This is a genomic window from Providencia sp. 21OH12SH02B-Prov (assembly GCF_027362595.1).
GTDB classification, from domain to species: Bacteria; Pseudomonadota; Gammaproteobacteria; order Enterobacterales; family Enterobacteriaceae; genus Providencia; species Providencia zhejiangensis.
Genome location: NZ_CP114796.1, coordinates 1676993 through 1699836, shown reverse-complemented (window position 1 = coordinate 1699836; position 22844 = coordinate 1676993). Strand labels below are relative to the sequence as shown.

The 22844-nt window shown below is 42.1% G+C and carries 21 protein-coding genes; 4 read left to right on the top strand and 17 right to left on the bottom strand.

Annotated features, from left to right (window positions below; genetic code table 11):
* Nucleotides 1–6 precede the first annotated feature (6 nt).
* Nucleotides 7–1734, top strand: a complete 1728-nt coding sequence (gene ptsI, locus O7C57_RS08165; RefSeq protein WP_154625133.1) for a phosphoenolpyruvate-protein phosphotransferase PtsI — start codon at nucleotides 7–9, stop codon at nucleotides 1732–1734.
* A 49-nt stretch (nucleotides 1735–1783) separates the two neighbouring features.
* Nucleotides 1784–2293, top strand: a complete 510-nt coding sequence (crr, locus tag O7C57_RS08160) for a PTS glucose transporter subunit IIA (RefSeq protein ID WP_154625134.1) — start codon at nucleotides 1784–1786, stop codon at nucleotides 2291–2293.
* Between the two features lie 236 nt (nucleotides 2294–2529).
* Here crr and cysM read toward each other — a convergent pair whose 3' ends face one another.
* The 8 genes from cysM to O7C57_RS08120 all read right to left on the bottom strand — a co-directional run bounded on the left by cysM (nucleotide 2530) and on the right by O7C57_RS08120 (nucleotide 10101).
* Nucleotides 2530–3414 (bottom strand): cysteine synthase CysM, encoded by an 885-nt coding sequence (cysM, locus tag O7C57_RS08155; protein ID WP_196713261.1) that lies wholly within the window; start codon nucleotides 3412–3414, stop codon nucleotides 2530–2532.
* A 309-nt stretch (nucleotides 3415–3723) separates the two neighbouring features.
* Complete coding sequence (cysA, locus tag O7C57_RS08150; protein ID WP_154625135.1) at nucleotides 3724–4812, bottom strand: sulfate/thiosulfate ABC transporter ATP-binding protein CysA; 1089 nt, start codon at nucleotides 4810–4812, stop codon at nucleotides 3724–3726.
* Nucleotides 4809–5675, bottom strand: coding sequence for a sulfate/thiosulfate ABC transporter permease CysW (gene cysW / locus O7C57_RS08145; RefSeq protein ID WP_163861031.1), 867 nt, complete (start codon nucleotides 5673–5675; stop codon nucleotides 4809–4811). The genes cysA and cysW overlap by 4 nt, the downstream gene beginning before the upstream one ends.
* On the bottom strand, nucleotides 5675–6505 hold the full coding sequence (gene cysT / locus O7C57_RS08140) for a sulfate/thiosulfate ABC transporter permease CysT (protein ID WP_154625137.1): 831 nt from the start codon (nucleotides 6503–6505) through the stop codon (nucleotides 5675–5677). Before cysT ends, cysW begins: the two co-directional genes overlap by 1 nt.
* Nucleotides 6505–7470, bottom strand: a complete 966-nt coding sequence (gene cysP / locus O7C57_RS08135) for a thiosulfate ABC transporter substrate-binding protein CysP (RefSeq protein WP_269204878.1) — start codon at nucleotides 7468–7470, stop codon at nucleotides 6505–6507. Before cysP ends, cysT begins: the two co-directional genes overlap by 1 nt.
* Nucleotides 7471–7789: 319 nt before the next feature.
* Nucleotides 7790–8686, bottom strand: coding sequence for a Dyp-type peroxidase (locus O7C57_RS08130; RefSeq protein ID WP_163861030.1), 897 nt, complete (start codon nucleotides 8684–8686; stop codon nucleotides 7790–7792).
* 291 nt (nucleotides 8687–8977) lie between these two features.
* Nucleotides 8978–9574 (bottom strand): RpoE-regulated lipoprotein, encoded by a 597-nt coding sequence (locus tag O7C57_RS08125; protein WP_269723890.1) that lies wholly within the window; start codon nucleotides 9572–9574, stop codon nucleotides 8978–8980.
* Between the two features lie 95 nt (nucleotides 9575–9669).
* On the bottom strand, nucleotides 9670–10101 hold the full coding sequence (locus O7C57_RS08120) for a GNAT family acetyltransferase (RefSeq protein ID WP_154625141.1): 432 nt from the start codon (nucleotides 10099–10101) through the stop codon (nucleotides 9670–9672).
* Between the two features lie 137 nt (nucleotides 10102–10238).
* Here O7C57_RS08120 and hemF point away from each other — a divergent pair, with 137 nt between their 5' ends.
* Together hemF and O7C57_RS08110 are read left to right on the top strand one after the other, a co-directional pair.
* Complete coding sequence (gene hemF / locus O7C57_RS08115) at nucleotides 10239–11156, top strand: oxygen-dependent coproporphyrinogen oxidase (protein ID WP_163861029.1); 918 nt, start codon at nucleotides 10239–10241, stop codon at nucleotides 11154–11156.
* 156 nt (nucleotides 11157–11312) lie between these two features.
* Nucleotides 11313–12461 carry a M4 family metallopeptidase gene (locus O7C57_RS08110; RefSeq protein WP_269723889.1) on the top strand — a complete coding sequence of 383 codons (1149 nt, stop codon included), beginning with the start codon at nucleotides 11313–11315 and terminating at the stop codon, nucleotides 12459–12461.
* A 78-nt stretch (nucleotides 12462–12539) separates the two neighbouring features.
* On the opposite strand, the gene rluF is transcribed toward O7C57_RS08110, so the two are convergent.
* From rluF to ndk, 9 genes are all read right to left on the bottom strand, one after another.
* A complete protein-coding gene (gene rluF, locus O7C57_RS08105) occupies nucleotides 12540–13412 on the bottom strand; it encodes a 23S rRNA pseudouridine(2604) synthase RluF (protein ID WP_154625144.1) in 873 nt (290 codons plus the stop codon).
* Between the two features lie 148 nt (nucleotides 13413–13560).
* On the bottom strand, nucleotides 13561–15033 hold the full coding sequence (der, locus tag O7C57_RS08100) for a ribosome biogenesis GTPase Der (RefSeq protein ID WP_154625145.1): 1473 nt from the start codon (nucleotides 15031–15033) through the stop codon (nucleotides 13561–13563).
* A gap of 138 nt (nucleotides 15034–15171) precedes the next feature.
* Entirely contained in the window at nucleotides 15172–16344 is a 1173-nt protein-coding gene (bamB, locus tag O7C57_RS08095; RefSeq protein WP_154625146.1) for an outer membrane protein assembly factor BamB, read from the bottom strand.
* A 132-nt stretch (nucleotides 16345–16476) separates the two neighbouring features.
* Nucleotides 16477–17100, bottom strand: coding sequence for a YfgM family protein (locus O7C57_RS08090; RefSeq protein ID WP_154625147.1), 624 nt, complete (start codon nucleotides 17098–17100; stop codon nucleotides 16477–16479).
* A 10-nt stretch (nucleotides 17101–17110) separates the two neighbouring features.
* A complete protein-coding gene (hisS, locus tag O7C57_RS08085) occupies nucleotides 17111–18403 on the bottom strand; it encodes a histidine--tRNA ligase (protein ID WP_163861027.1) in 1293 nt (430 codons plus the stop codon).
* A gap of 214 nt (nucleotides 18404–18617) precedes the next feature.
* Nucleotides 18618–19739, bottom strand: coding sequence for a flavodoxin-dependent (E)-4-hydroxy-3-methylbut-2-enyl-diphosphate synthase (gene ispG / locus O7C57_RS08080; protein ID WP_154625148.1), 1122 nt, complete (start codon nucleotides 19737–19739; stop codon nucleotides 18618–18620).
* Nucleotides 19740–19892: 153 nt separating this feature from the next.
* Nucleotides 19893–20834 (bottom strand): cytoskeleton protein RodZ, encoded by a 942-nt coding sequence (rodZ, locus tag O7C57_RS08075; RefSeq protein WP_154625149.1) that lies wholly within the window; start codon nucleotides 20832–20834, stop codon nucleotides 19893–19895.
* Nucleotides 20835–21025: 191 nt separating this feature from the next.
* Nucleotides 21026–22207, bottom strand: a complete 1182-nt coding sequence (locus tag O7C57_RS08070; protein WP_154625150.1) for a bifunctional tRNA (adenosine(37)-C2)-methyltransferase TrmG/ribosomal RNA large subunit methyltransferase RlmN — start codon at nucleotides 22205–22207, stop codon at nucleotides 21026–21028.
* 149 nt (nucleotides 22208–22356) lie between these two features.
* On the bottom strand, nucleotides 22357–22782 hold the full coding sequence (gene ndk / locus O7C57_RS08065; protein WP_154625151.1) for a nucleoside-diphosphate kinase: 426 nt from the start codon (nucleotides 22780–22782) through the stop codon (nucleotides 22357–22359).
* Nucleotides 22783–22844 lie beyond the last annotated feature (62 nt).

Here is a 22844-nt window from a genome sequence, read left to right as displayed (position 1 = left end):
AATATTATGATTTCAGGTATTTTAGTATCCCCAGGTTTTGCTTTTGGTCAGGCTTTAATCCTCAAAGAAGATCCTATCATTGTTAGCACAAAAAAAATTGCTGACGACCAGATAGAAACCGAGATCCAACACTTTATTGAAGGACGCAACAAATCAGCCGAACAACTCAGCCTTATTAAAGAGCGAGCCGAAAAAAATCTTGGTGCAGAAAAAGCTGAGATCTTTGAAGGCCATATTATGCTGCTGGAAGATGAAGAGCTTGAACAAGAGATTATCTCCCTCATCAAAGGCGATAAAAAAACCGCTGACGCTGCCGTCTACTCCGTTATTGAAGACCAAGCTCAAGCGCTCGAAGCACTTGATGATGAATATCTAAAAGAGCGTGCAGCTGACGTTCGTGATATTGGTAAACGTCTATTAAAAAATATTCTCAACATACCAATTGTTGATTTAAGCGCTATCGACAAAGAAGTTATTCTTGTTGCCGCTGACCTAACCCCTTCAGAAACCGCTCAATTAAACTTAGAGAAGGTTTTAGGTTTTATCACGGATTTAGGTGGCCGGACATCACATACCTCTATTATGGCCCGTTCACTTGAACTACCGGCGATTGTGGGTACCTCCGAGGCAACAACTAAAATTAAAAATGGTGATTACCTAATCCTCGATGGTGTGAACAATCACATTTATGTGAATCCGTCAGATCAAGAAATCGACAAGCTGAAAAAATTTAATGAAGAGTACCAGCAAGAGAAGAATGAACTGGCTAAATTAAAAGATTTGCCAGCGATTACACTTGATGGTCATCAAGTGGAAGTTTGTGCAAATATCGGTACTGTGCGTGATGTCGCGGGTGCTGAACGTAATGGGGCTGAAGGGGTTGGTTTATACCGTACTGAATTCCTATTCATGGACCGAGATTCGCTCCCCACTGAAGAAGAGCAGTTCCAAGCATACAAAGCCGTTGCGGAAGCAATGGGCAGCCAAGCAGTGATTGTACGTACAATGGACATTGGTGGTGATAAAGATTTACCATACATGAACTTACCTAAAGAAGAGAACCCTTTCTTAGGTTGGCGTGCAATTCGTATTTGCCTTGATCGCAAAGAAATTCTACATTCTCAGTTAAGAGCTATTTTAAGAGCCTCAAGTTTTGGTAAACTGCGTATTATGTTCCCGATGATTATTTCCGTTGAGGAAGTTCGCGAACTAAAAGCAGAACTTGAGATGCTAAAAGGTCAATTACGTGAAGAAGGCAAAGCCTTTGATGAAGCAATTGAAGTGGGTGTCATGGTGGAAACACCGGCTGCGGCGGTTATTGCTCATCATTTAGCAAAAGAAGTTGACTTTTTCAGTATTGGGACAAACGATCTCACTCAATATACTCTAGCTGTTGACCGTGGTAATGAGCTGATTTCTCACCTCTACAATCCGATGTCACCTGCTGTTTTGAACCTGATCAAACAGGTTATCGATGCATCGCATGCAGAAGGCAAATGGACAGGAATGTGTGGTGAATTAGCAGGTGATGAACGTGCAACCTTATTGTTGCTTGGCATGGGTTTAGATGAATTTAGTATGAGTGCAATTTCTATTCCTCGTATTAAAAAATTAATTCGTAATGCAAACTTTGCGGATACTAAGGCATTGGCTGAACAAGCACTTGCTCAACCAACCGCTGACGAATTGATGAAACTTGTTGATACCTTTATCCAAGAAAAAACGTTATGCTAGGAACAGCACATTAGTTCGGTCCCATATAAAAACGATTAGGAGAAGGTCCATGGGTCTGTTTGACAAACTGAAATCACTGGTTTCGGATGATAAGAATAGCAGTGGCAGTATTGAAATTATCGCACCTTTATCAGGTGAAATCGTCAATATTGAAGATGTTCCCGACGTTGTTTTCGCTGAAAAAATTGTTGGGGATGGCATTGCTATCAAACCTGCGGGGAATAAAATCGTCGCACCTGTAGATGGGACTATTGGTAAGATATTTGAAACCAATCATGCATTTTCTATTGAGTCCGATGATGGTATCGAACTGTTTGTTCATTTCGGTATTGATACCGTCGAACTGAAAGGTGAAGGTTTCAAACGTATCGCAGAAGAAGGTCAATTCGTCAAAAAAGGTGATTTAGTTATTGAGTTTGACCTAGCACTACTGGAAGAAAAAGCGAAATCAGTTTTAACGCCTGTTGTGATCTCCAACATGGATGAAATTAAAGAACTGACTAAGCTGAGTGGTGCAGTCACCGTCGGTGAAACTGTTATTATGCGAATCAAAAAATAATACAGTCGTTTTAAATTATTCAATAAAACCACCAGATGGCATTAATGTCGCTGGTGGTTTTTTCTCGCTCTCAACGGCCTGTACGACTCAAAATAATGACACTCGCCCCTCGATACATCCACGCTAACAATGCTAACGATCGATAAATGACAGTATCATCACTTCTCACCGTTCACCGAGCTTAGCCATTGTTATTTTTACCTTACGGTGAAAAACAACGAATAACACTGACGCCATTAATCATCAAATACGCCAGTAGAAAGATAGCGATCGCCCCGATCACAGATAATGGCTACAATCACCGCGTTTGGATGTGTTTTGGCCACTTTCAGTGCACCAGCCACAGCGCCACCAGAGCTAACACCACAAAAAATACCTTCTTGCTTAGCCAGCGCTCGCATCGTCTCTTCGGCTTCTTGTTGGTTCACATCCAGTATGGTATCAACCAGTTCTTGATGAAAAATTCCGGGTAAATATTCAGGAGACCAACGGCGAATACCGGGGATTTGGCTCTTTTCGGCAGGTTGTAGTCCGACTATCTGCACATTTTGTGATTGTGACTTCAAATAGCGACTCACTCCTGTAATTGTGCCCGTCGTTCCCATACTGGAAACAAAATGGGTCATACGGCCGTTAGTTTGCTGCCATATCTCTGGCCCTGTCGTTTTAAAATGTGCCAGTGGGTTATCTGGATTATTAAATTGGTCGAGCACCTTTCCTTCCCCACGCGCCTCCATTTCTTGAGCCAAGTCTCGGGCGCCTTCCATCCCCACCGCAGTACTCACTAAAATAAGTTCGGCACCATAAGCTTTCATCGAGGCTTGACGCTCTTTGCTCATATTTTCAGGCATCAATAATTTAAGGTGATAGCCTTTAACTGCCGCAATCATGGCTAGCGCGATCCCTGTATTACCACTTGTTGCTTCAATTAACGTGTCGCCAGGTTTTATTTCGCCACGCTTTTCAGCTTCAGTGATCATAGAGTAAGCCGCCCTATCTTTGACTGAGCCTGCTGGGTTATTACCTTCTAGCTTAACCCAGATTTCAGCATCCATCCCTTCTGTTAAACGCTGTAGTTTTACTAGCGGCGTATTACCTATAAATTGTTCAAGAGTTGCCACTGCTAATTCCTTATTCTCTTTATCTATTATCACTATCTTGATGGTTATAGATAGTATCCTAACACCTAGGAATTAGCAGCATGAAAAAAATTCACTTATATATCAGTAATTAATAATAGTGATTAGACTTATTACTAATATCGATATATGAAAAGCTGCTCATGGCTTTGATTGACAAGAAGGCGTCATAAGATATCGAAAATGGGGCCATATGGCCCCGTAGAAAACAATATAGAAGGATAAATTACCCTATCGCGGAGATATTGAAGCGATATACTTGCACTATCTACCTTTCAGATTGGACAAGTATCAGGCGCTTTGCGCGAGTCGGGGAAATAGCAACTCATGATCCCCTTGGTAAATTCTCGCTTTCTGACTCCCAAGAAAATAATGTTCCCCACGTATTGGGATCTGCTGCGATGATTGCCATACTACTGATAACTGCCCTGCTCCCCAACCTATCGGTTGTACCGTTAACTGCCAGAAATGCCCTCTAGGCCCTGACTCAACCACTCGAACAGGTAAACGATGCTGTTCATCCACCTCTTTCACGAGTGTGATATCCCAAGGGCGTAGAAAAATATCCACTTCCCCTTGATGGGCGCTTGCATGATGCAGAGGGAATTCATAACCATCAATCAACAGCTGGGAACCATTGATTTGACCATGAAGTTGATTAATTTCCCCCATAAACTCAAGCACAAAGCGTGTTTCTGGACGATGCCAAATATCATCAGGCGTCCCAACTTGTTCAATATGGCCTTCACTCATAACGACGACTCTATCCGCAACTTCCATGGCTTCTTCTTGGTCATGAGTAACAAATACACTTGTGAACTTTAATTCATCATGTAGCTGGCGCAACCAACGACGTAATTCAATACGTACTTGTGCATCCAACGCACCAAACGGTTCATCTAGCAGTAAAATTTGTGGTTCCACCGCTAAGGCGCGAGCCAAAGCCACGCGCTGTTTTTGCCCACCAGACAGTTGAGCAGGAAAACGAGAAGCTAAATGAGATAATTGCACCATCTCAAGTAATTGAGTCACTTTTTGTTTGATCGCTTGTGATGATAGACGCTGTTTTCTTGGCACGACCGTTAGCCCAAATGCCACGTTATCAAACACGGTCATATGGCGAAATAAAGCATAATGTTGAAACACAAAGCCAACGTGCCGATCTTTTGCATGGATCCGGCTAACGTCTTGTCCATGAAAACGCAACGCCCCATAGCTATGTTGCTCTAGACCAGCAATGATTCGTAATAGCGTTGTTTTACCTGACCCCGATGGCCCAAGCAGCGCAACCATTTCACCCGATGCGATATCCAATGAGATATCCTGTAGCACTTGTGTCCTACCAAATAATTTTCCAATTTTTTCGATTTGAATACTCATGGTAGATGAACTCCTGATTCGGATCGCTGCCGGCTCAAATGCCATTGCAATGCACTTTTAATAATTAAGGTGATAATTGCCATCACAGCGAGGATTGCAGCCGCAGTAAACGCACCGACGGTATTGTAGTCTTGATGCAATAATTCCACTTGTAATGGTAATGTGTAGGTTTCCCCTCGGATCGCACCGGAAACAACAGAAACCGCCCCAAATTCCCCTATCGCTCGCGCATTCGTTAGAACAACACCATACAGTAACGCCCAACGAATATTGGGTAATGTCACTCGCCAAAACATTTTCCAGCCAGATGCCCCCAACAACACAGCGGCTTCATCCTCTTGGCTACCTTGGCTCAGCATCAAAGGCACCAACTCTCTCACCACAAAAGGACAAGTCACAAAAATAGTCACTAAGGTCATGCCTGGCCACGAAAACATCAATTGGATGTCATAGCTTTCTAGCCAACCACCAAACCAACTGTTGGACCCATAAAACAATAGGTAGAGTAGACCAGCAACCACTGGCGATACGGCAAATGGGATATCCACCAATGTTAATAATAACTGCCTACCGGGAAACTGAAATCGTGTGACCAACCAAGCTAGCATCGTGCCAAAAATTAAATTGACTGGCACGGTTATCAACGCGATAAGTACTGTTAAACCAATTGCATGCAGCATATCGGCATCGTTTAAATTCATTAAAACCGCATCTAACCCTTTCGAAAAAGCGGTCATAAAGATCCAAATGATGGGCACGACCAGTAATAGAACTGAAAATAAGACACCAATAGCAATCAAGAACCATTTAGCCCAATTGATTGGTTGACGTGAACTCACCATAATTGGCGTAATTTGAGCCATTATTTGCCCCCCAACCTTTTACCAAAGCGGCTTTGTACTATGTTGACTGTGAATAACAGCACTAATGAAACCGCTAAAATCACTGAAGCAATCGCACTGGCGGCAGGATAATCAAACTGCTGTAACTGGCTGAAAATCATTAAAGATACGACTTCAGTTTGCCAAGCAATATTCCCCGCAATAAAAATAATCGCACCAAACTCTCCCAAACTACGGGTAAAAGATAATACGGTGCCAGCAATAAGCGCAGGAGAAACCTCCGGTAATACTACTCGACGAAAAGTTTGCCAGCGACTTGCACCTAATGTTTGCGCAGCTTCTTCATATTCAGGGCCAAGCTCTTCTAACACAGGCTGTACCGTTCTCACGACAAACGGAATACTGGTAAATGCCATGGCGACGGCAATACCAAGCCACGTATTGACGACTTTAATATCGAATTGATGCAAATACTGCCCATACCAACCCGAAGCAGCAAATAGCGTCGCTAATGTTAAACCCGCTACCGCTGTAGGTAACGCAAACGGTAAATCAACGAGGCCATCCAAAAAAGTACGGCCAGGAAAACGATAACGAGTTAAAATCCACGCCAGTAACATACCAAAAACGGCATTAAACAAACTCGCGACTAATGCCGCAAGGAGGGTTACCTTATAAGCCGCCACAACTTGCGGATAACTGATCACATCCCAATACTGTTGCCATGTCATTTCCGATAGCTGAATGACTAAAGCACTCAAAGGTAGCAGTAATATCAAGCAGGTATAAAATAGGCTGCTACCTAGTGTGAGGCCAAATCCTGGCAAAAAACGTTTCCCTGACTGACGCATTAACGTCGCCCTTCTGCCATCAATTTATCGAATTCACCATTGGTGGCGAAATGCGTTTCCATCACAGCAGGCCAGCTTTTAAATTGTGATTCAACCGTGAATAAACGTGTTTCAGGGAATTTATCTTTATTTGCAGCCATCACGTCTTTATCGTTCACTCGATAATTAAAATTCGTGATAATCTGCTGTGCTTTTGGGCTATATAAGTAGTAAAGGTAAGCCTTGGCAACATCTTGCGTACCATTTTTCTCGACATTCTTATCAACCCAAGCCACAGGGAATTCAGCTAAAATATCCACCGGAGGAACAATAACCTCATAATCGGACTCACCATATTGCTGGCGAATATTATTCACTTCCGATTCAAAGCTAATTAATACATCACCCAGTCCTCTTTCAATAAAGGAGGTGGTTGCACCGCGCCCGCCAGTATCAAATACCTCAACATTTTTCAAAAACTGTTTCATTTGCTCACGCGTTTTCTTTTCGTCACCTTTATTTTCTTGTGCATAGGCTCCCCATGCCGCTAAATAGGTATAACGACCGTTACCCGATGTTTTTGGGTTTGGGAAAATTAATTTAACGTCTTCGCGTGCCAAATCATCCCAGGTTTTAATCCCTTTCGGGTTGTCTTTACGGACTAAAAACGCCATCGTGGAATAATAAGGTGAACTATTATTTGGTAATCTTGATTGCCAATTTTCTGGGATCAAATTCCCTTTATCGTGCAAAATTTGCACATCTGTGACTTGGTTATAAGTCACAACATCGGCCTTCAAACCTTGCAATATGGCCAAAGCTTGCTTAGAGGATCCCGCGTGGGATTGCTTGATGGTCAACTTGTCATCTGGGTGTAGCTCATTCCACTGTTTTTCAAATTCAGGATTTAATGCAACGAACAATTCCCGTGCAATATCATAAGAGCTATTAAGTAGTTCAGCCGCCATCAGTGGCGCACTACCCATAAGTGAGAAGGTTGCGAAACCCGCTAAGACTGTTTTCTTTAAGATCGCTTTCTGCATTAGGCACCTACTTATGACTAAACCAAAACTACGCTGTTAAGCTACTTTAGCTGCTTTAGTTATAACTGTGTAGCTATCAATCGCCTTTTAATATATCAAATTGATATAATCAAGAAATTATGGCAATAAGCAATCAAATTATATTGATGATCAATAGGTTAGTCACATGAGCGCCCTTCATGGATAGGCGATAAGATGGGAATAAAAAATCAGGTGTTTATGAAAACATCAATTGCCGCCAACTGGCGGCAATACGGCGATGTTATAGCGATAATAACGTGTCGATTGAAGGAGCAAAATAGTAGCTTCCTGAAACGGCTTTCGTCATGCGCAATAAATCATCATACTTGCCATCTTTCTCACCAAACATGCTAAGAAGCTGTTGTTCAATATTATGGAGACGCGCACAGTAAGCAAGGAAGTATAATCCATGTTTTCCACTCGCTGTACCATACGGTAAACTATGACGCATGATAGACAGCTCTTCACCGTCCTCTTCAACCACTACACGAGAAACGTGTGAAGTAACGTTACGTTCACTTTCATCAAGCTCCACACTATCACTCTTAGTACGGCCAATCATCTTTTCTTGTTCTTGCTCTGAGAAGCGATCCCACTTATGTAAACTATGCTCATAACGTTGAACAAGAATATAGCTGCCTCCCTTATCAATGCCATCTGCAATCAGTGCAACTTCAGCGATTTCTTCTCCCTGAGGGTTTTCGGTACCATCAATAAATCCGCTCAAATCACGTTCTTCGACCCAACGAAAACCATGGATCTCTTCTTCAACTTTAATCGCAGGACCAAATGCCTTCAGTGCAGCCTGTGCCAATGAAAAGTTAATATCGTGACGCTGAGATTGAATATGAATAAAAAGGTCACGTTGTGTTGCGGGTGCAAGACCTTTCCCTAATTGACGAAAAGGCTTTAATTCAGGTGCGCTTTCAGGTGCTGATAATTGCTTCCAAATATCAGAACCAAATGCAATAACCGCGCCTAACCTATCAGATGGGTACTGTTCTTGTAATTGTGTTAATGCGTCGACAAAACGCTGACATCCCGTTTTTATGTCAGCAAGAGGCCCTTGCACCATTGCTTCAATAAAAATACCGAAACGGCTATGATCTTTCAGAATACCGCTCTGAGAATGAGACATGCTAATCAACCTCTTTGAAATAATTTATTATTTGTGCGTGAGATATAGTATCTCATCAATGATGATTTTCACCTTGTTTTAACGCAAATATTCAGGCGCACAGGAAAATAATACAAAAAAGAATTTAAGGGGCTGATTAAGGCTAGGCATTAATAGTGAGCTGAGGGCTTAATAACGAAAGTTAAACTCCGTAACAACGTCATTGAACGCACTCACACCCTCAAAATTCTCACTATATTTAGATTGAGCGACATAGCAAATAGGGAATGAATCGAACCAGCAGCTGAGCGATTATTTCTTCCAAATAATTCGCGACACTGTCCAATTTTTTAATTCATCATCAGGCGGCATTAAACCTTCTGGTCCTTGCCATTTACCAGTGAAGCTATACACAATATGTGCCGTCTGTGGTGCGACGCATTCAACAGTAGGTTGGTCATCAATAGGCTCAGCGATTTTACAGGCACCAAAGGCTTTTTCATAAATATCACTAAACGGTGAACCAATTTTAATTCCCCACTCGGTGACAATATCAGGATCACTGACGCTAATGCGTGAAACATAGCCTTTTTCAGGGCCAAATACTTCAATTTTCACCTTATCATCATCTAAGCCTTGAAATACAGTGACAATCTCACCTTGTTCAGTTTGCATTCCACTACGGATGACATAACGATCATCCAGACGCTCTTTGGTGATGTCAGCTTGCATTGGGGTGAACCCCGTGATCCCTCCTACCCCAGCAGCTTTGGCCGTTATAGGGCTACTAAACCAGTTCATTGGCGAAAGTGAAGACCAAAACCCACCTGAGCCTGCGCACCCCGATAGAATAAATGTACCACTCAAAATAGCTATCTGAGAAAGCTTCACAATGACACTTTTGGGCATAACATCCTCAATTCATATTGGATTACTTGATGCATACTGTGACAACCTATTCCTAAAAACATTCCAACTCATCACCCAATAAATCATCAACAACATTAAAAATCGAGATCATTCGTCAGTGTTTTCGCATAAATGAGTCGAGCTGGCTGCTCTTCTTCGTATAGCATTTTTTCAAACATATAAATGGCGGCATCCGATTCTTCGCTAACCAGAAACTCAATCCTACCACATCCTCTCGCTCGTAATTTTTTTTCTAATCGGCTCACGAGCGCATTAGCAATACCGCGGCCACGATAATCTGGATGTACAGCAAGATAGCATGCTGTTCCTCTGATCCCGTCATAGCCCCCCATTACCGTGCCCACCACTTCGCCCGACACTTCAGCAACCAAAAAAAGGTCTGCGCCACATTGGAGTTTGCGTTCAATATCAAGTTCAGGGTCTCCCCCAAACTCATTTAAATCACATCGTTCCCACAATGTGATAACTTCTTCAAAATCGCTTTGCCGGAAGATACGTATTTCCATATTAGTGACCCGTTTTAACTGAGTTTTCTGTCATTATCACCGCTTTTCACACACAATCAATATTTCAATATGCCTTTTTTCATTCAAAAGGGTATACTTTAGTCACTTTTTTTTACCAACCGTTCTATTGGAAAACAATGAATTACCCTGATATTTTTCAAGTAAAAACATTTTTACTTGAACTACAAGAAACGATTTGTCAAAAAATCACTGAACTGGATGGTAAGGAAACCTTCCTTGAACAAACGTGGGAACGTGCTGAAGGTGGTGGTGGACGTAGCCGTGTATTGACTCAAGGAGCGCTATTTGAGCAGGCTGGCGTTAATTTCTCCCATATTCAAGGGAAACAACTCCCCGCTTCCGCTACGGCACATCGTCCTGAATTAGCAGGTCGCAGCTACCAAGCCATGGGCGTCTCTTTAGTCATTCACCCTCAAAACCCTTATATTCCAACGACTCATGCTAATGTACGCTTCTTTATTGCCGAAAAAGAGGGTCACGAGCCAGTGTGGTGGTTTGGTGGCGGTTTCGATTTAACCCCTTATTATGGTTTTGAAGAGGATGTGGTTCACTGGCATACCATCGCTCACGACCTCTGTGCGCCTTTTGGTTCAGAGACGTATCTTAAGTATAAAAATTGGTGTGATGAGTACTTCTTTTTGAAGCATCGTAATGAGCCTAGAGGCGTAGGCGGACTATTTTATGATGACCTCAACCAACCTGATTTCACGACTTGCTTTAACTTCACACAAGCTGTTGGCCATGGTTTTCTCGATGCTTATGTGCCTATCGTTGAGAAACGTCGTCATCACACTTGGGGGGAAAGAGAACGTCAATTCCAATTATATCGACGTGGTCGCTATGTTGAATTTAACCTTGTTTGGGATAGGGGCACATTATTTGGTTTACAAAGCGGTGGGCGCACTGAATCCATTTTAATGTCTATGCCTCCTTTGGTTCGCTGGGAATATGACTATCACCCTGAACCAAATACCCCCGAGGCAAAACTCTATAGTGATTTTTTAGTGACTAATAAAGACTGGTTGAACAAATAGTAACATTATTTACTCTTAATAAAAGTCGTCATAAGACTTGGCGGCTTTTGTGATAAAAAACAATAATAGTTAATAAATTTACTTATTAATCACATAGTTACATATACAACTCATTATCTTATGATTCCATTTTCACACACAAAATGGAGTCTGTTTATGAGTCATATTCTTGGTCGTTCCTATCTTCCTCCGTACCTTATTGCACATCTCTATCAGGAGTCGAAATGTAAAAAATTAAAATCTACGTTATTTCATATCAATGAACTAATGAGCACCGCCTATTCAACAGAAGATAAAGAGCATCTAAAACAGTTATTTGCTTGTTCAGCACGCCCTGGCACCAATTATGAACGTATTATCAGAGATGCACAGGAAAGAGAGTTTTTACCCAATCATGTCCATTCAAATCTACCTATTTGTTCACGTTCCGACCTCTCATTAGATGAAAGCTATCCAAGTCCCTATGAACTTCATATGCCTCATGAAGATTATCAGATCGTTATGAAGGAAGGCGACCCTATAAAGCCATCAACAGCAGAACAAACTGTGTATGATTCCATTGGCCATGTGAGATCATTTTTTAAAGAAAAACTGAATATTAATAAAATTTTTGGCTGCGATTCACAAATTAATGCCGTCATTCATTTTGATAAAAATTACCCTAATGCATTCTGGAACTCACAGGCCATCTATTTCGGTGACGGCGATAATCTCTATTTTGGTCCGTTTTACAATGATATTGATATTATTGCTCATGAGTTAACCCATGGCTTTATTACCTTCACGACAGACTTTGACTATGTCTTCCAGTCAGGGGCATTAAATGAATCTGTCGCCGATGTGGTCGGGATCATGGTCAAGCAATATGCAGCCAATGAAACCGCGACTCAATCTAACTGGCTACTGGGTGAAAACTTGTTCATTGATAAACAAAAAGCACCTGCCTTACGCTCTATGTCAGCACCAGGCACTGCATATCGCCTATCCGAAAATAATCGAGATCCACAAGTTGGGCATATGCGAAACTATCGAAATTTATCGATTTTCCAAGATAATGGCGGCGTTCATATTAACTCAGGCATACCTAATAAAGCCTTTTACCTATTAGCGACCATGTTAGGGGGTTATTCATGGGAGCGAGCGGGACAAATTTGGATCCGTACGATGTTTGATAAAACACTCACGACCAGAACAACATTTAATGAGTTTGCCCAAGCGATGCTAAGAACAGCAACACAACTCTTTGATCATAAGGTGGTGGATATTACACGTAAAAGCTGGGAAGGCGTTGGGATCTACATTTAAGAATATCAATGCAACAACGGTCAAACACTGACAAAGTTTGTCAGCCATATAATACGGCTGACTTTATGAGATAAAAATTTAACGTTTTTTCTTCTTACGACCCGGTTGAGTAAAACGTTTACGAGATGCAGTATCTGTCGTTGCCTTTGGTTTGTTACCTGCACTCGGTTTACTTACCCGTTTTGTCGCCACTGATTTCGCTTTAGCCGGTTTCTTAGCCTGAGCCATTGAGTCTGATTTTTCAATCATATCAAATAACTTAATCAACTCATCATCCGTTAAATCACGCCATTCACCTAATGGGATACCTGAAAGATTCACATTCATAATCCGTACGCGTTCAAGCTTTGTGACCTCAAAACCGAAATATTCACACATACGACGGATTTGGCGGTTTAATCCTTGAATCAGCGTAATTCGAAAGACAAAAGGAGCTTCTTTCTTTACTTTACACTTTTTCGTCATAGTACCTAAAATCGGTACCCCCGCGCCCATACCACGAATAAAATCATCGGTAATGGGTTTATTAACGGTCACAATATATTCTTTCTCGTGCTCGTTGCCCGCACGCAAAATTTTATTCACTAAGTCACCGTGGTTAGTGAGAAAAATCAGCCCTTGGGAATCTTTGTCGAGCCGACCTATCGGGAAAATACGTTTACTGTGATTCACATAATCAACAATATTGTCTCTTTCACCGCTTTCAGTAGTACTCACGATGCCCACTGGTTTATTCAGCGCAATTAACACTAAATCTTCTTCATTTCTAGGCTCAATCAGTTGTCCGTTCACTTTGACAACATCACCACTAAAAACTTGATCACCAATGGTCGCTCTCTTGCCATTGATAAACACATTTCCTTGTTCGATGTAACGATCCGCATCACGCCTTGAACAAATACCACTCTCACTGATGTACTTATTTAGACGTGTAGAAGATTTAGTTTGCATGGTTACCCTCTGTAATCTGCATAATTGGGAGCTGGAATAGATACACGTTAGCTCACCACAACGAATAACAAATAGTTATTAAAAAGCCGTAACAGAGTAAATTGTCACGGCTTTCTCGAAGTATCACAAATATGTGCGACTTCTAGGATTAACGTTTTTTCAGATGTTGCATTAAACGTTTACGTTTACGCAATTGTGTTGCTGTTAACTGGTTCTTTTTATTCGCATAAGGGTTTTCCCCTTCTTTGAATTGAATACGAATCGGTGTCCCCATGACCTGTAATGAACGACGAAAATAATTCATTAGGTAACGTTTATAGCTATCAGGTAAATCAGAGACTTGGTTACCATGAATGACCACAATAGGAGGATTATGCCCCCCCGCATGCGCGTATTTCATTTTCACACGACGACCACGAATAAGAGGCGGTTGATGCTCATCTTCTGCCATTTTCATTATCCGCGTCAGCAGTGCAGTACCTACACGACGTGTTGCTGATTCATAAGCTTCTTGCACAGATTCAAATAAATTACCCACACCACTACCATGTAACGCGGAGATAAAGTGGATGCGCGCAAAATCGACAAAGCCGAGACGCAGCTCTAACATGTCTTTCACATGTTCGCGGTCTTCAGGCTTCATGCCATCCCATTTATTGACCGCAATCACCAATGAACGGCCTGCATTAAGAATAAAGCCTAATAATGATAGATCTTGGTCAGAAATACCTTCACGAGCATCAATCACGAGTAAGACGACGTTAGCATCTTCAATGGCTTGTAATGTTTTGATAACTGAGAATTTTTCAACCGTTTCAGTGACTTTACCACGCTTACGTACGCCCGCCGTATCAATCAGGACATATTCGCGCCCATCACGTTCCATTGGGATATAGATACTATCACGCGTTGTGCCTGGCATATCGAATACCACAACCCGCTCTTCACCTAAAATACGATTAGTGAGTGTTGATTTGCCAACATTTGGTCGACCAACAATGGCTAATTTAATCGGTAATGTGGTTGGGTCAAAATCATCTTCATCTTCGTCAAATTCAGCTTCCGCTTCTTGTGCAGCCCAGTAAGCGGCATTTTCTTCTTCCTCGGTTAGCTCAATTTCTTCTTCTATCTCAATAAAAGGCTTTAATGATTTTTCAATGAGTTGGGTTACACCACGGCCATGTGACGCCGCAATAGAATGTATTTCACCTAGGCCGAGTGAATAAAAATCACCAATGGCACTATCAGCATCGATACCATCGGTCTTATTCGCCACCAGATAGGTTTTTTTCTTTCGACTACGTAAGTGCTTAGCAATACCTTCATCTGCTGGCATAAGTCCTGCGCGTGCATCGACCATAAAGAGAACCACATCGGCTTCTTCAATCGCTTGCAGTGACTGTGCAGCCATGTGTGTTTCGACGCCTTCTTCAGTACCATCGATACCACCAGTGTCGATAATAATAAATTCATGCCCTTCAACTTCAGCACGACCATATTTGCGATCACGAGTCAGCCCAGGAAAATCCGCTACCAGTGCATCACGGGTACGGGTTAATCGATTAAATAACGTGGATTTTCCTACGTTTGGACGCCCAACCAGCGCTACGACGGGTATCATTATTTGATGCCTCACTACTTTAATTAACTAAAAGAATTCGGTGCTTTCAGTGAAACTGACCTAGAAAACAAAAAACGAAACAGCTCCCAATATTAGGAGCTGTTGATTTTATCGAGAAATTTGCTGCTTGTCAGAAAATTAACGCGTTAACAGATAAACTGTCCCGTTTCTTGCCTGAACCATGAGCTTATCACCAGCAACAACTGGGCGACTATGAATACCTGAGCTATTGATTTTATTTTGCGCCACAAAACCGCCAGTGCTCATATCTAACCAATGCAAGTAACCTTCTTTATCACCCACAACAATATACCCATTGTACATTTCTGGGGCACTTAAGCCACGATTAAGCAAACCCTCTTGGGTCCATAAGGTCACACCATCACTCTTACGTACTGATAATACACGGTCATTTTGATCGACAAGGTATAAATTCTCACCAGATAAGACCATGTTATTGACGGAGCCTAAATCGCGTTTCCATTTTATTTGCCCAGAACGCATATCAAGTGCTGCTAATGTACCGTTATACGCAATCGCATAAATAGTACCATCATCAATAATTGGCGTCATATCCACATCGTCTAAACGCCCAATCTCTGTTGAACTTGTCACCTGGGAAATACGTTGCTGCCAAATGAGTTGGCCTTGAGACAATAATACCGCACTAACTCGGCCATTATCTCCACCCACAATGGCCGCACCGTAAGCGACGCTCGGAGCTGATTCCCCTCTTAGTGACAAGGATGGTGTATCCATATTCACTGTCCACTTGATTTCACCATTATTTTCATCAAGTGCTTGGAGCATACCGTTACTAGTATGAACCATGACGAGGCCATTACTTGCGACTGGACGAGAAAGCGCTTCCCCCGCAACTTCCACATCCCAAACGACTGAACCATCTTCTTTATTTAATGCGATGACGGTTCCACGCTCGGTTCCAATATAAATATGGTCACCAGAAACCGTTAACCCACCCGATAACAGTGCGGATAAGTTAGCAGAAAGAAAACCTGTACGCTTAGAAAGGTCGACTGACCAGATTTCTTTACCGCTATCAAGCTCAAACGCCTTAACTAGCCCTTTGCGATCAGCGGCATAAATTGCACTGCCATCCCAAACAGGTGACAGATCAGAATAAAACTGTTCAACACCATTTCCGACTGATTTATCCCAAACTATCGAAGGTGTAAATTGGTTTTCAACCTGAGGAAGTGGCGCCATAACGATAGAATCAGTTTCGCTGGAACAACCTGCAAGTAAAGCTGAAGCGACTAGGCCAATCAAAAGTGTTTTCCGCAACTGCATAATAATCGTTTCCTTTCTTCTTATAAATTATACTCACCATATTCCAAGTCACATCATTATCGGCATTCAGTCATCCGAACAAATTTCTTGCTCGGATGCTTGCACTTGTTGCCTAGATGCGACGCAAATTACTTAGAGTACAGATACGTTGTTCAGTTTAAGGGTAAGAAGGCTTCTAATTGCTTGTGAGCCATCACTTTCCAGCCCTTGAGTATATGCAGCTTTTGCGCCTGCATTGTCGCCCTTATGGAGTAAAGCGTCTCCACGAATATCTTGTGCTGCTGCTTGCCATGATTTAGCTTTAATATTACCCACTGACGCTATCGCGGCATCAGCTTTACCTTGTGCTAGCTGTACTCGCGCTAAACGAAAGTTGATGAGATCCAGCATATCATCGGTTTTTGCTTTGGTTAAAGCATCTGATAATGATTTTTCTGCTAACGCTAAATCACCTTTATCAACAGCAACTTGAGCAAGTTCTAACCCAATCATCGCACTGTATACATCATTTGTTTCAGCAGCGAATTTTTGTGCAGCTTCAATACCTTGAGCTGAACCTGAATGCAGTTGTGTACTGACATTTTCAAATTTTTGAGCGCTTTCTTGTAACACATTGCTCTTGTGAGACTGCCAATAATTCCATCCTAGAACAGCCCCAATACCGACAACAAGTCCAATGATTAACGCCACGCCATTATTAGCAAAAAAGCGTTTGATAGCATCAACTTGTTCGTTTTCAGTTGTGTAAACTTCCATTAGTTTCTCCTTAACCTAACAGTTCAGCTAAACGCTGTGCTAATTGCTGCTGCGATACGGTTTCTTGCTCACCAGTCAGTAAGTGTTTCACACTAACTTGCTGATTAGCAATTTCATCTTCACCTAAAATCAGCGCAATTCTTGCACCTTGCTTATCTGCACGTGCTAATTGTTTCTTAAAGTTGCCGCCACCGTGATTGGTCATCACACGTATGTTTGGCAACGCATCACGTACTTGTTCAGCTAATAACAATGCTGCTTGTTGGCTATTATCGCCAAATGAAGCTAAATACACGTCAGTGACAGAATCATCAGCAGTGAAGTTAGGGTTCAAATCTTTAACCAAGAGCACCATACGCTCCATACCCATCGCAAAACCAACTGCTGGTGTTGGCTTACCACCGAGTTGACCAACTAGGCCATCATAGCGGCCACCTGCACACACCGTACCTTGTGAGCCAAGAGCGGTTGTCACCCATTCAAACACAGTACGGTTATAGTAATCCAGACCACGCACTAAACGTTGATTCACTCGGTATTGAATACCAGCCGCATCTAACAATTTGCACAGGCCATCAAAGTGCTCACGAGATTCATCATCTAAATAATCAAACAGCTCAGGTGCATCATTTAATAATGCCTGTACTTCTTGATTTTTTGAGTCAAGTACGCGCAATGGATTGGTGTACATACGGCGTTGACAATCTTCATCGAGCTTTTCTTTATGCTGCTCAAGGAAAGCCACTAATGCTTCACGATAATTTGCACGAGCTTCTAAAGAACCGATTGAGTTTAACTCTAACGTCACATATTCACTGATACCTAATGCACGCCACCAGCGTGCTGTCATCATGATCAGCTCAGCATCAATATCTGGCCCCGCAAGACCAAACACTTCGGCACCTAGTTGGTGAAATTGGCGATAACGACCTTTTTGCGGACGTTCATGACGAAACATTGGCCCTAGATACCATAAGCGCTGTTCCTGATTGTACAGCAAACCATGCTCAATACCTGCACGGACGCAGCCAGCAGTATTTTCAGGGCGTAAAGTGAGGCTAACCTCAGTTTTGTCTGTGTCATGACGGTCGATAAAGGTGTACATCTCTTTTTCAACCACATCCGTCACTTCACCAATCGCTCTACTAAATAGCGGGGTGTGCTCTACAATCGGGGTACGAATTTCACTAAAACTATAACCCTGTAAAATATTTTTGAGAACTGCTTCAATTTTCTGCCAGACTCGAGTGTCTGCCGGCAGGTAGTCATTCATGCCACGAACGGCCTGGATATTTTTTGCCACGTTATGTCTCTATTTTTCGGAATCGAATAGCCTCGATTATAAAAGCGAAATGTCATTAGGTTCAATCAACAAACCATAATATTCCTCTTCAATCGGGAATATTCTGCTCTTTTTAGGGTTGCCCCTGTCCTTTTCACTCAAAATAGTGCCGTTGAGTGCTCGCCAAAATACCATAAAAACAAAAACTGGCCCATTAGAGCCAGTTATTTGACAATCATTTTTCTATTTGGTTTATCTGTATGCGGTTATTTTCATCAAGCATGGCTGCTTTTGCTCGAATTTTCGCCTCTAGCTGATCAATAATATTGTCATTATCAAAACGCTCTTTTTGACGAACACCATCTTCATAGAAGCCACTTTTGGTTTTCGCACCAGCCACCCCTAAGGTGGAAACCTCAGCTTCACCGGGACCATTGACGACACAACCAATAATGGATACATCCATTGGGGTGATGATATCTTCAAGACGTTGCTCTAGGGCATTGACTGTGCCAATCACATCAAATTCTTGACGAGAACACGTTGGACAAGCAATAAAGTTGATGCCACGAGAACGAATCCGTAATGATTTTAGAATATCGAAACCGACTTTAACTTCTTCAATTGGATCCGCCGCTAACGAAATACGCAATGTATCGCCAATACCTTCAGCCAACAACATGCCAAGGCCAATTGCTGATTTAACAGAACCAGAGCGTGCCCCACCAGCTTCGGTAATACCTAAGTGCAGTGGTTGGTCAATTTTTTGTGCTAATAAACGGTAAGAGCCGACGGCAAGAAAAACATCCGATGCTTTAACACTGACCTTGAACTGATCGAAATTCAATCTATCCAAGATATCGACATGTCGCATCGCTGATTCAACTAGCGCTTCAGGTGTTGGCTCACCGTATTTTTCTTGAATATCTTTTTCCAGTGACCCGCCATTGACCCCAATACGGATAGGAATGTTGTGATAGCGAGCGCTATCCACAACTTGGCGAATACGCTCTTCACTACCGATATTACCTGGGTTAATTCGTAGGCAGTCAACACCATATTCCGCGACTTTCATCGCGATACGATAGTCAAAGTGAATATCAGCAACCAATGGCACATTCACACGCTGCTTAATGAGTTTAAAGGCTTCTGCTGCATCCATCGTAGGTACAGATACCCGTACGATATCCACGCCTACACGCTCTAATGATTGGATTTGCCGCACTGTTGCTTCAACATCCGTCGTGCGCGTATTGGTCATAGATTGGACAGCGATAGGTGCCCCATCGCCAATAGGCACATTACCTACATAAATTCGGGTGGATTTACGTCTTTTTATCGGTGATTCATTATGCATTTTAATTTTACTCTCTGGACATCCATGTGCTCTTAAACACTGTTGTGTAGTGGATAATCATTGCTTCGATGACCACTATACACAAAAACGCAAACTGCAAACTATCACAATTCTAGTTTTAGGATACAGTTTGCGTCTTCTTAATTTGTGACTTTATGCTTCTGGTATTTTTAACTTAGCAGAACGATTCGCTTTAATAAAACGGCTTAAGTCAACCGCATTGCCATTGAATTTGATATCAACGTTTGCGGGAGCACCAATATTTAAGCGGTAAGGCAATTTGCCTTGTAAATCCAAGGTATCACCATTGTTCTTGATACCACTATATAAGACTTTATTATTCGCATCGCGAACCTCCAACCAACATGAGCCTTTAAAACTCATCGCGAGTGCATCTTGAACGACAGGTGCCGTTGCAGGTTCTTCAATTGATTGGGTACGATCAATGTTCACTGTTGCGCTTGGTGAATTTGGCAGTGGCACAGTTTTAACCGGTTGTGATTCGGTTGTTTGATTATCGTTTGGCTGAATTGAGGTGAGATCGACCGCAGAATTCGTTGGCGTCTCTGTTGCAGGAGGCGTTTCCGTGGCGTTACTCGTCACTTCCACTTGATTTTCACTGCTATTTTGTTGGGATAATAGCAAATCATTTTGATTAGCCATTGTGACAAATTCACTTTGTTGTTTTTGGTGATCTTGCCACCACCAAACGCCGACCATTGCAATTAATACAATGACAATTAACCAAGTTAGCTTCATCAACCAACCTTCACGCTTCTTACGTTTTTTACCTAATGAGTAACTTTGCATAGATGAAACCGTTGATGTTGCAATCGGCTCATCATTTCTAAGTAGCGCATTTAATTCACTTTCTGGCACATTCACCATACGTGCGTATAAACGCATATAACCACGTAAAAAGGTGGGTTCGACACCAGCAGGTTTTACATCTTCATCGATTTCTCTTACCGTACTAACTTTAAGACACAGACGCTCCGCGACCGATTCTTGCGTTAATCCCATTCGCTCACGCGCTTGAGAGAGTAGTTTTCCTACTGTAATTGGAGTTTGTTCGGTATTGTTATCGATAGTCATTTGCTAGCAACACTGTGTTCGAGTGAATGAAATATAAAGCTATTTTCCTTAGCTTTACTCGTAATAATCCTAACGTGACAATTTTATTAATATCATCACCTACAAATCATTGTAGGTGATGAGGGTCATTTTGCCTATCCATAAATGACCTAAATGATAATTAGACCAAATATTTAGATATTATCTATAACTCAGACTGCTTTCACCTTGATAGGTTCCCCAGCCATGCGCTTTTTCAATGTCCGTTTAGTACGGTCAATGACCTCTCCCGCCAGCTGACCACAAGCGGCATCAATATCGTCACCACGAGTTTTACGCACTATCGTCGTAAAGCCATATTCCATCAACACTTTTGAAAAACGATCGATACGGCTGTTCGAACTACGACCATAAGGTGCGCCTGGGAACGGATTCCAAGGGATCAAGTTAATTTTACTTGGCGTATCTTTTAAACATTCCGCTAATTGATGCGCTTGTTCAATACTGTCATTGACATGATCCAGCATCACATATTCCACCGTGACACGACCACCATTCGCATTTGATTTAGACAAATAACGTCTTACGCTGCTAAGGAAGGTTTCAATATTGTACTTTTTATTAATCGGTACAATGTCATCACGGATATCATCCGTCGGAGCATGTAATGAAATCGCTAACGCCACATCAATCATATCACCTAACTTATCGAGTGCTGGTACAACCCCAGAAGTCGATAAGGTGACACGCCGCTTCGATAAACCAAAGCCGAAATCATCCATCATGATTTCCATCGCTGGGACGACGTTATTCAGATTTAATAACGGTTCCCCCATTCCCATCATGACGACGTTAGTAATAGGACGGCGTCCGCTGGATTTTAATGAACCGATTATTTTTGCCGCACGCCAAACTTGCCCGATAATTTCAGAAACACGTAAGTTACGGTTAAATCCTTGCTGCGCTGTAGAACAGAATTTACATTCTAACGCACAACCCACTTGTGAAGAGACACATAATGTTGCGCGGTCATCTTCTGGAATATAAACCGTTTCAACTTGCTGGTCACCTACTGTTATCGCCCATTTTATCGTACCATCAGCTGAACGCTGTTCTTCAGCGACTTCAGGAGCACGAATTTCAGCGACTTCCTTGAGTTTCGCTCTCAATGCTTTGTTTATATCTGTCATTTGATCGAAATCGTCATAACAGTAGTGATATATCCATTTCATGACTTGATCGGCACGGAATGGTTTTTCACCCATTTGCGCAAAAAAATCACGCATTTGTTTACGATTCAAATCGAGGAGATTAATTTTTTGTGTGTTTTTTTCTGGTGTGACAGAAATAGCGGAGGAAGTTGCACATTGTGCACTTGTTGTCATATCGGACATGTTTAAGTTGCCTCGTTGTTACACTTTCGGCGAGTGCTATGTGAATAGCACAACGTTCATAATAAAATAAGCCCTGTTAACAATTATATTAACAGGGCGTCGCATTGTACAAACTTTATTAGAATAATGCTAATGCATTAGTTTGTTAATTAGCGAGGGCAGATTTCATCTTCAGTAAAGAAATACGCGATTTCACGATTTGCCGACTCAACAGAGTCAGAACCATGAACTGCGTTTTCAGTGAAGCTATCCGCATAGTCAGCACGTAACGTTCCTGCTAATGCGTTATCTGGGTTAGTTGCACCCATCAGGTCACGGTGACGCTGAACCGCATTTTCACCTTCCAGAACTTGCAGCATAATTGGACCTGAAGTCATGAATTCAACCAGACCTTCAAAGAAAGGACGACCTTTGTGCTCTGCGTAGAAACCTTCAGCTTGCTCACGAGTCAAATGCAGCATTTTGGCGGCAACGATTGAAAAACCAGCGCTTTCAAAACGATGATAGATTGCACCAATAGCATTTTTCTTTACTGCGTTTGGTTTAATAATAGAAAATGTACGTTGAACCGTCATAAATAACCTCTTAGCGATATCGTGACTTTTACCCAGCGTTCTTAACTTTTTCAAGTAATTCA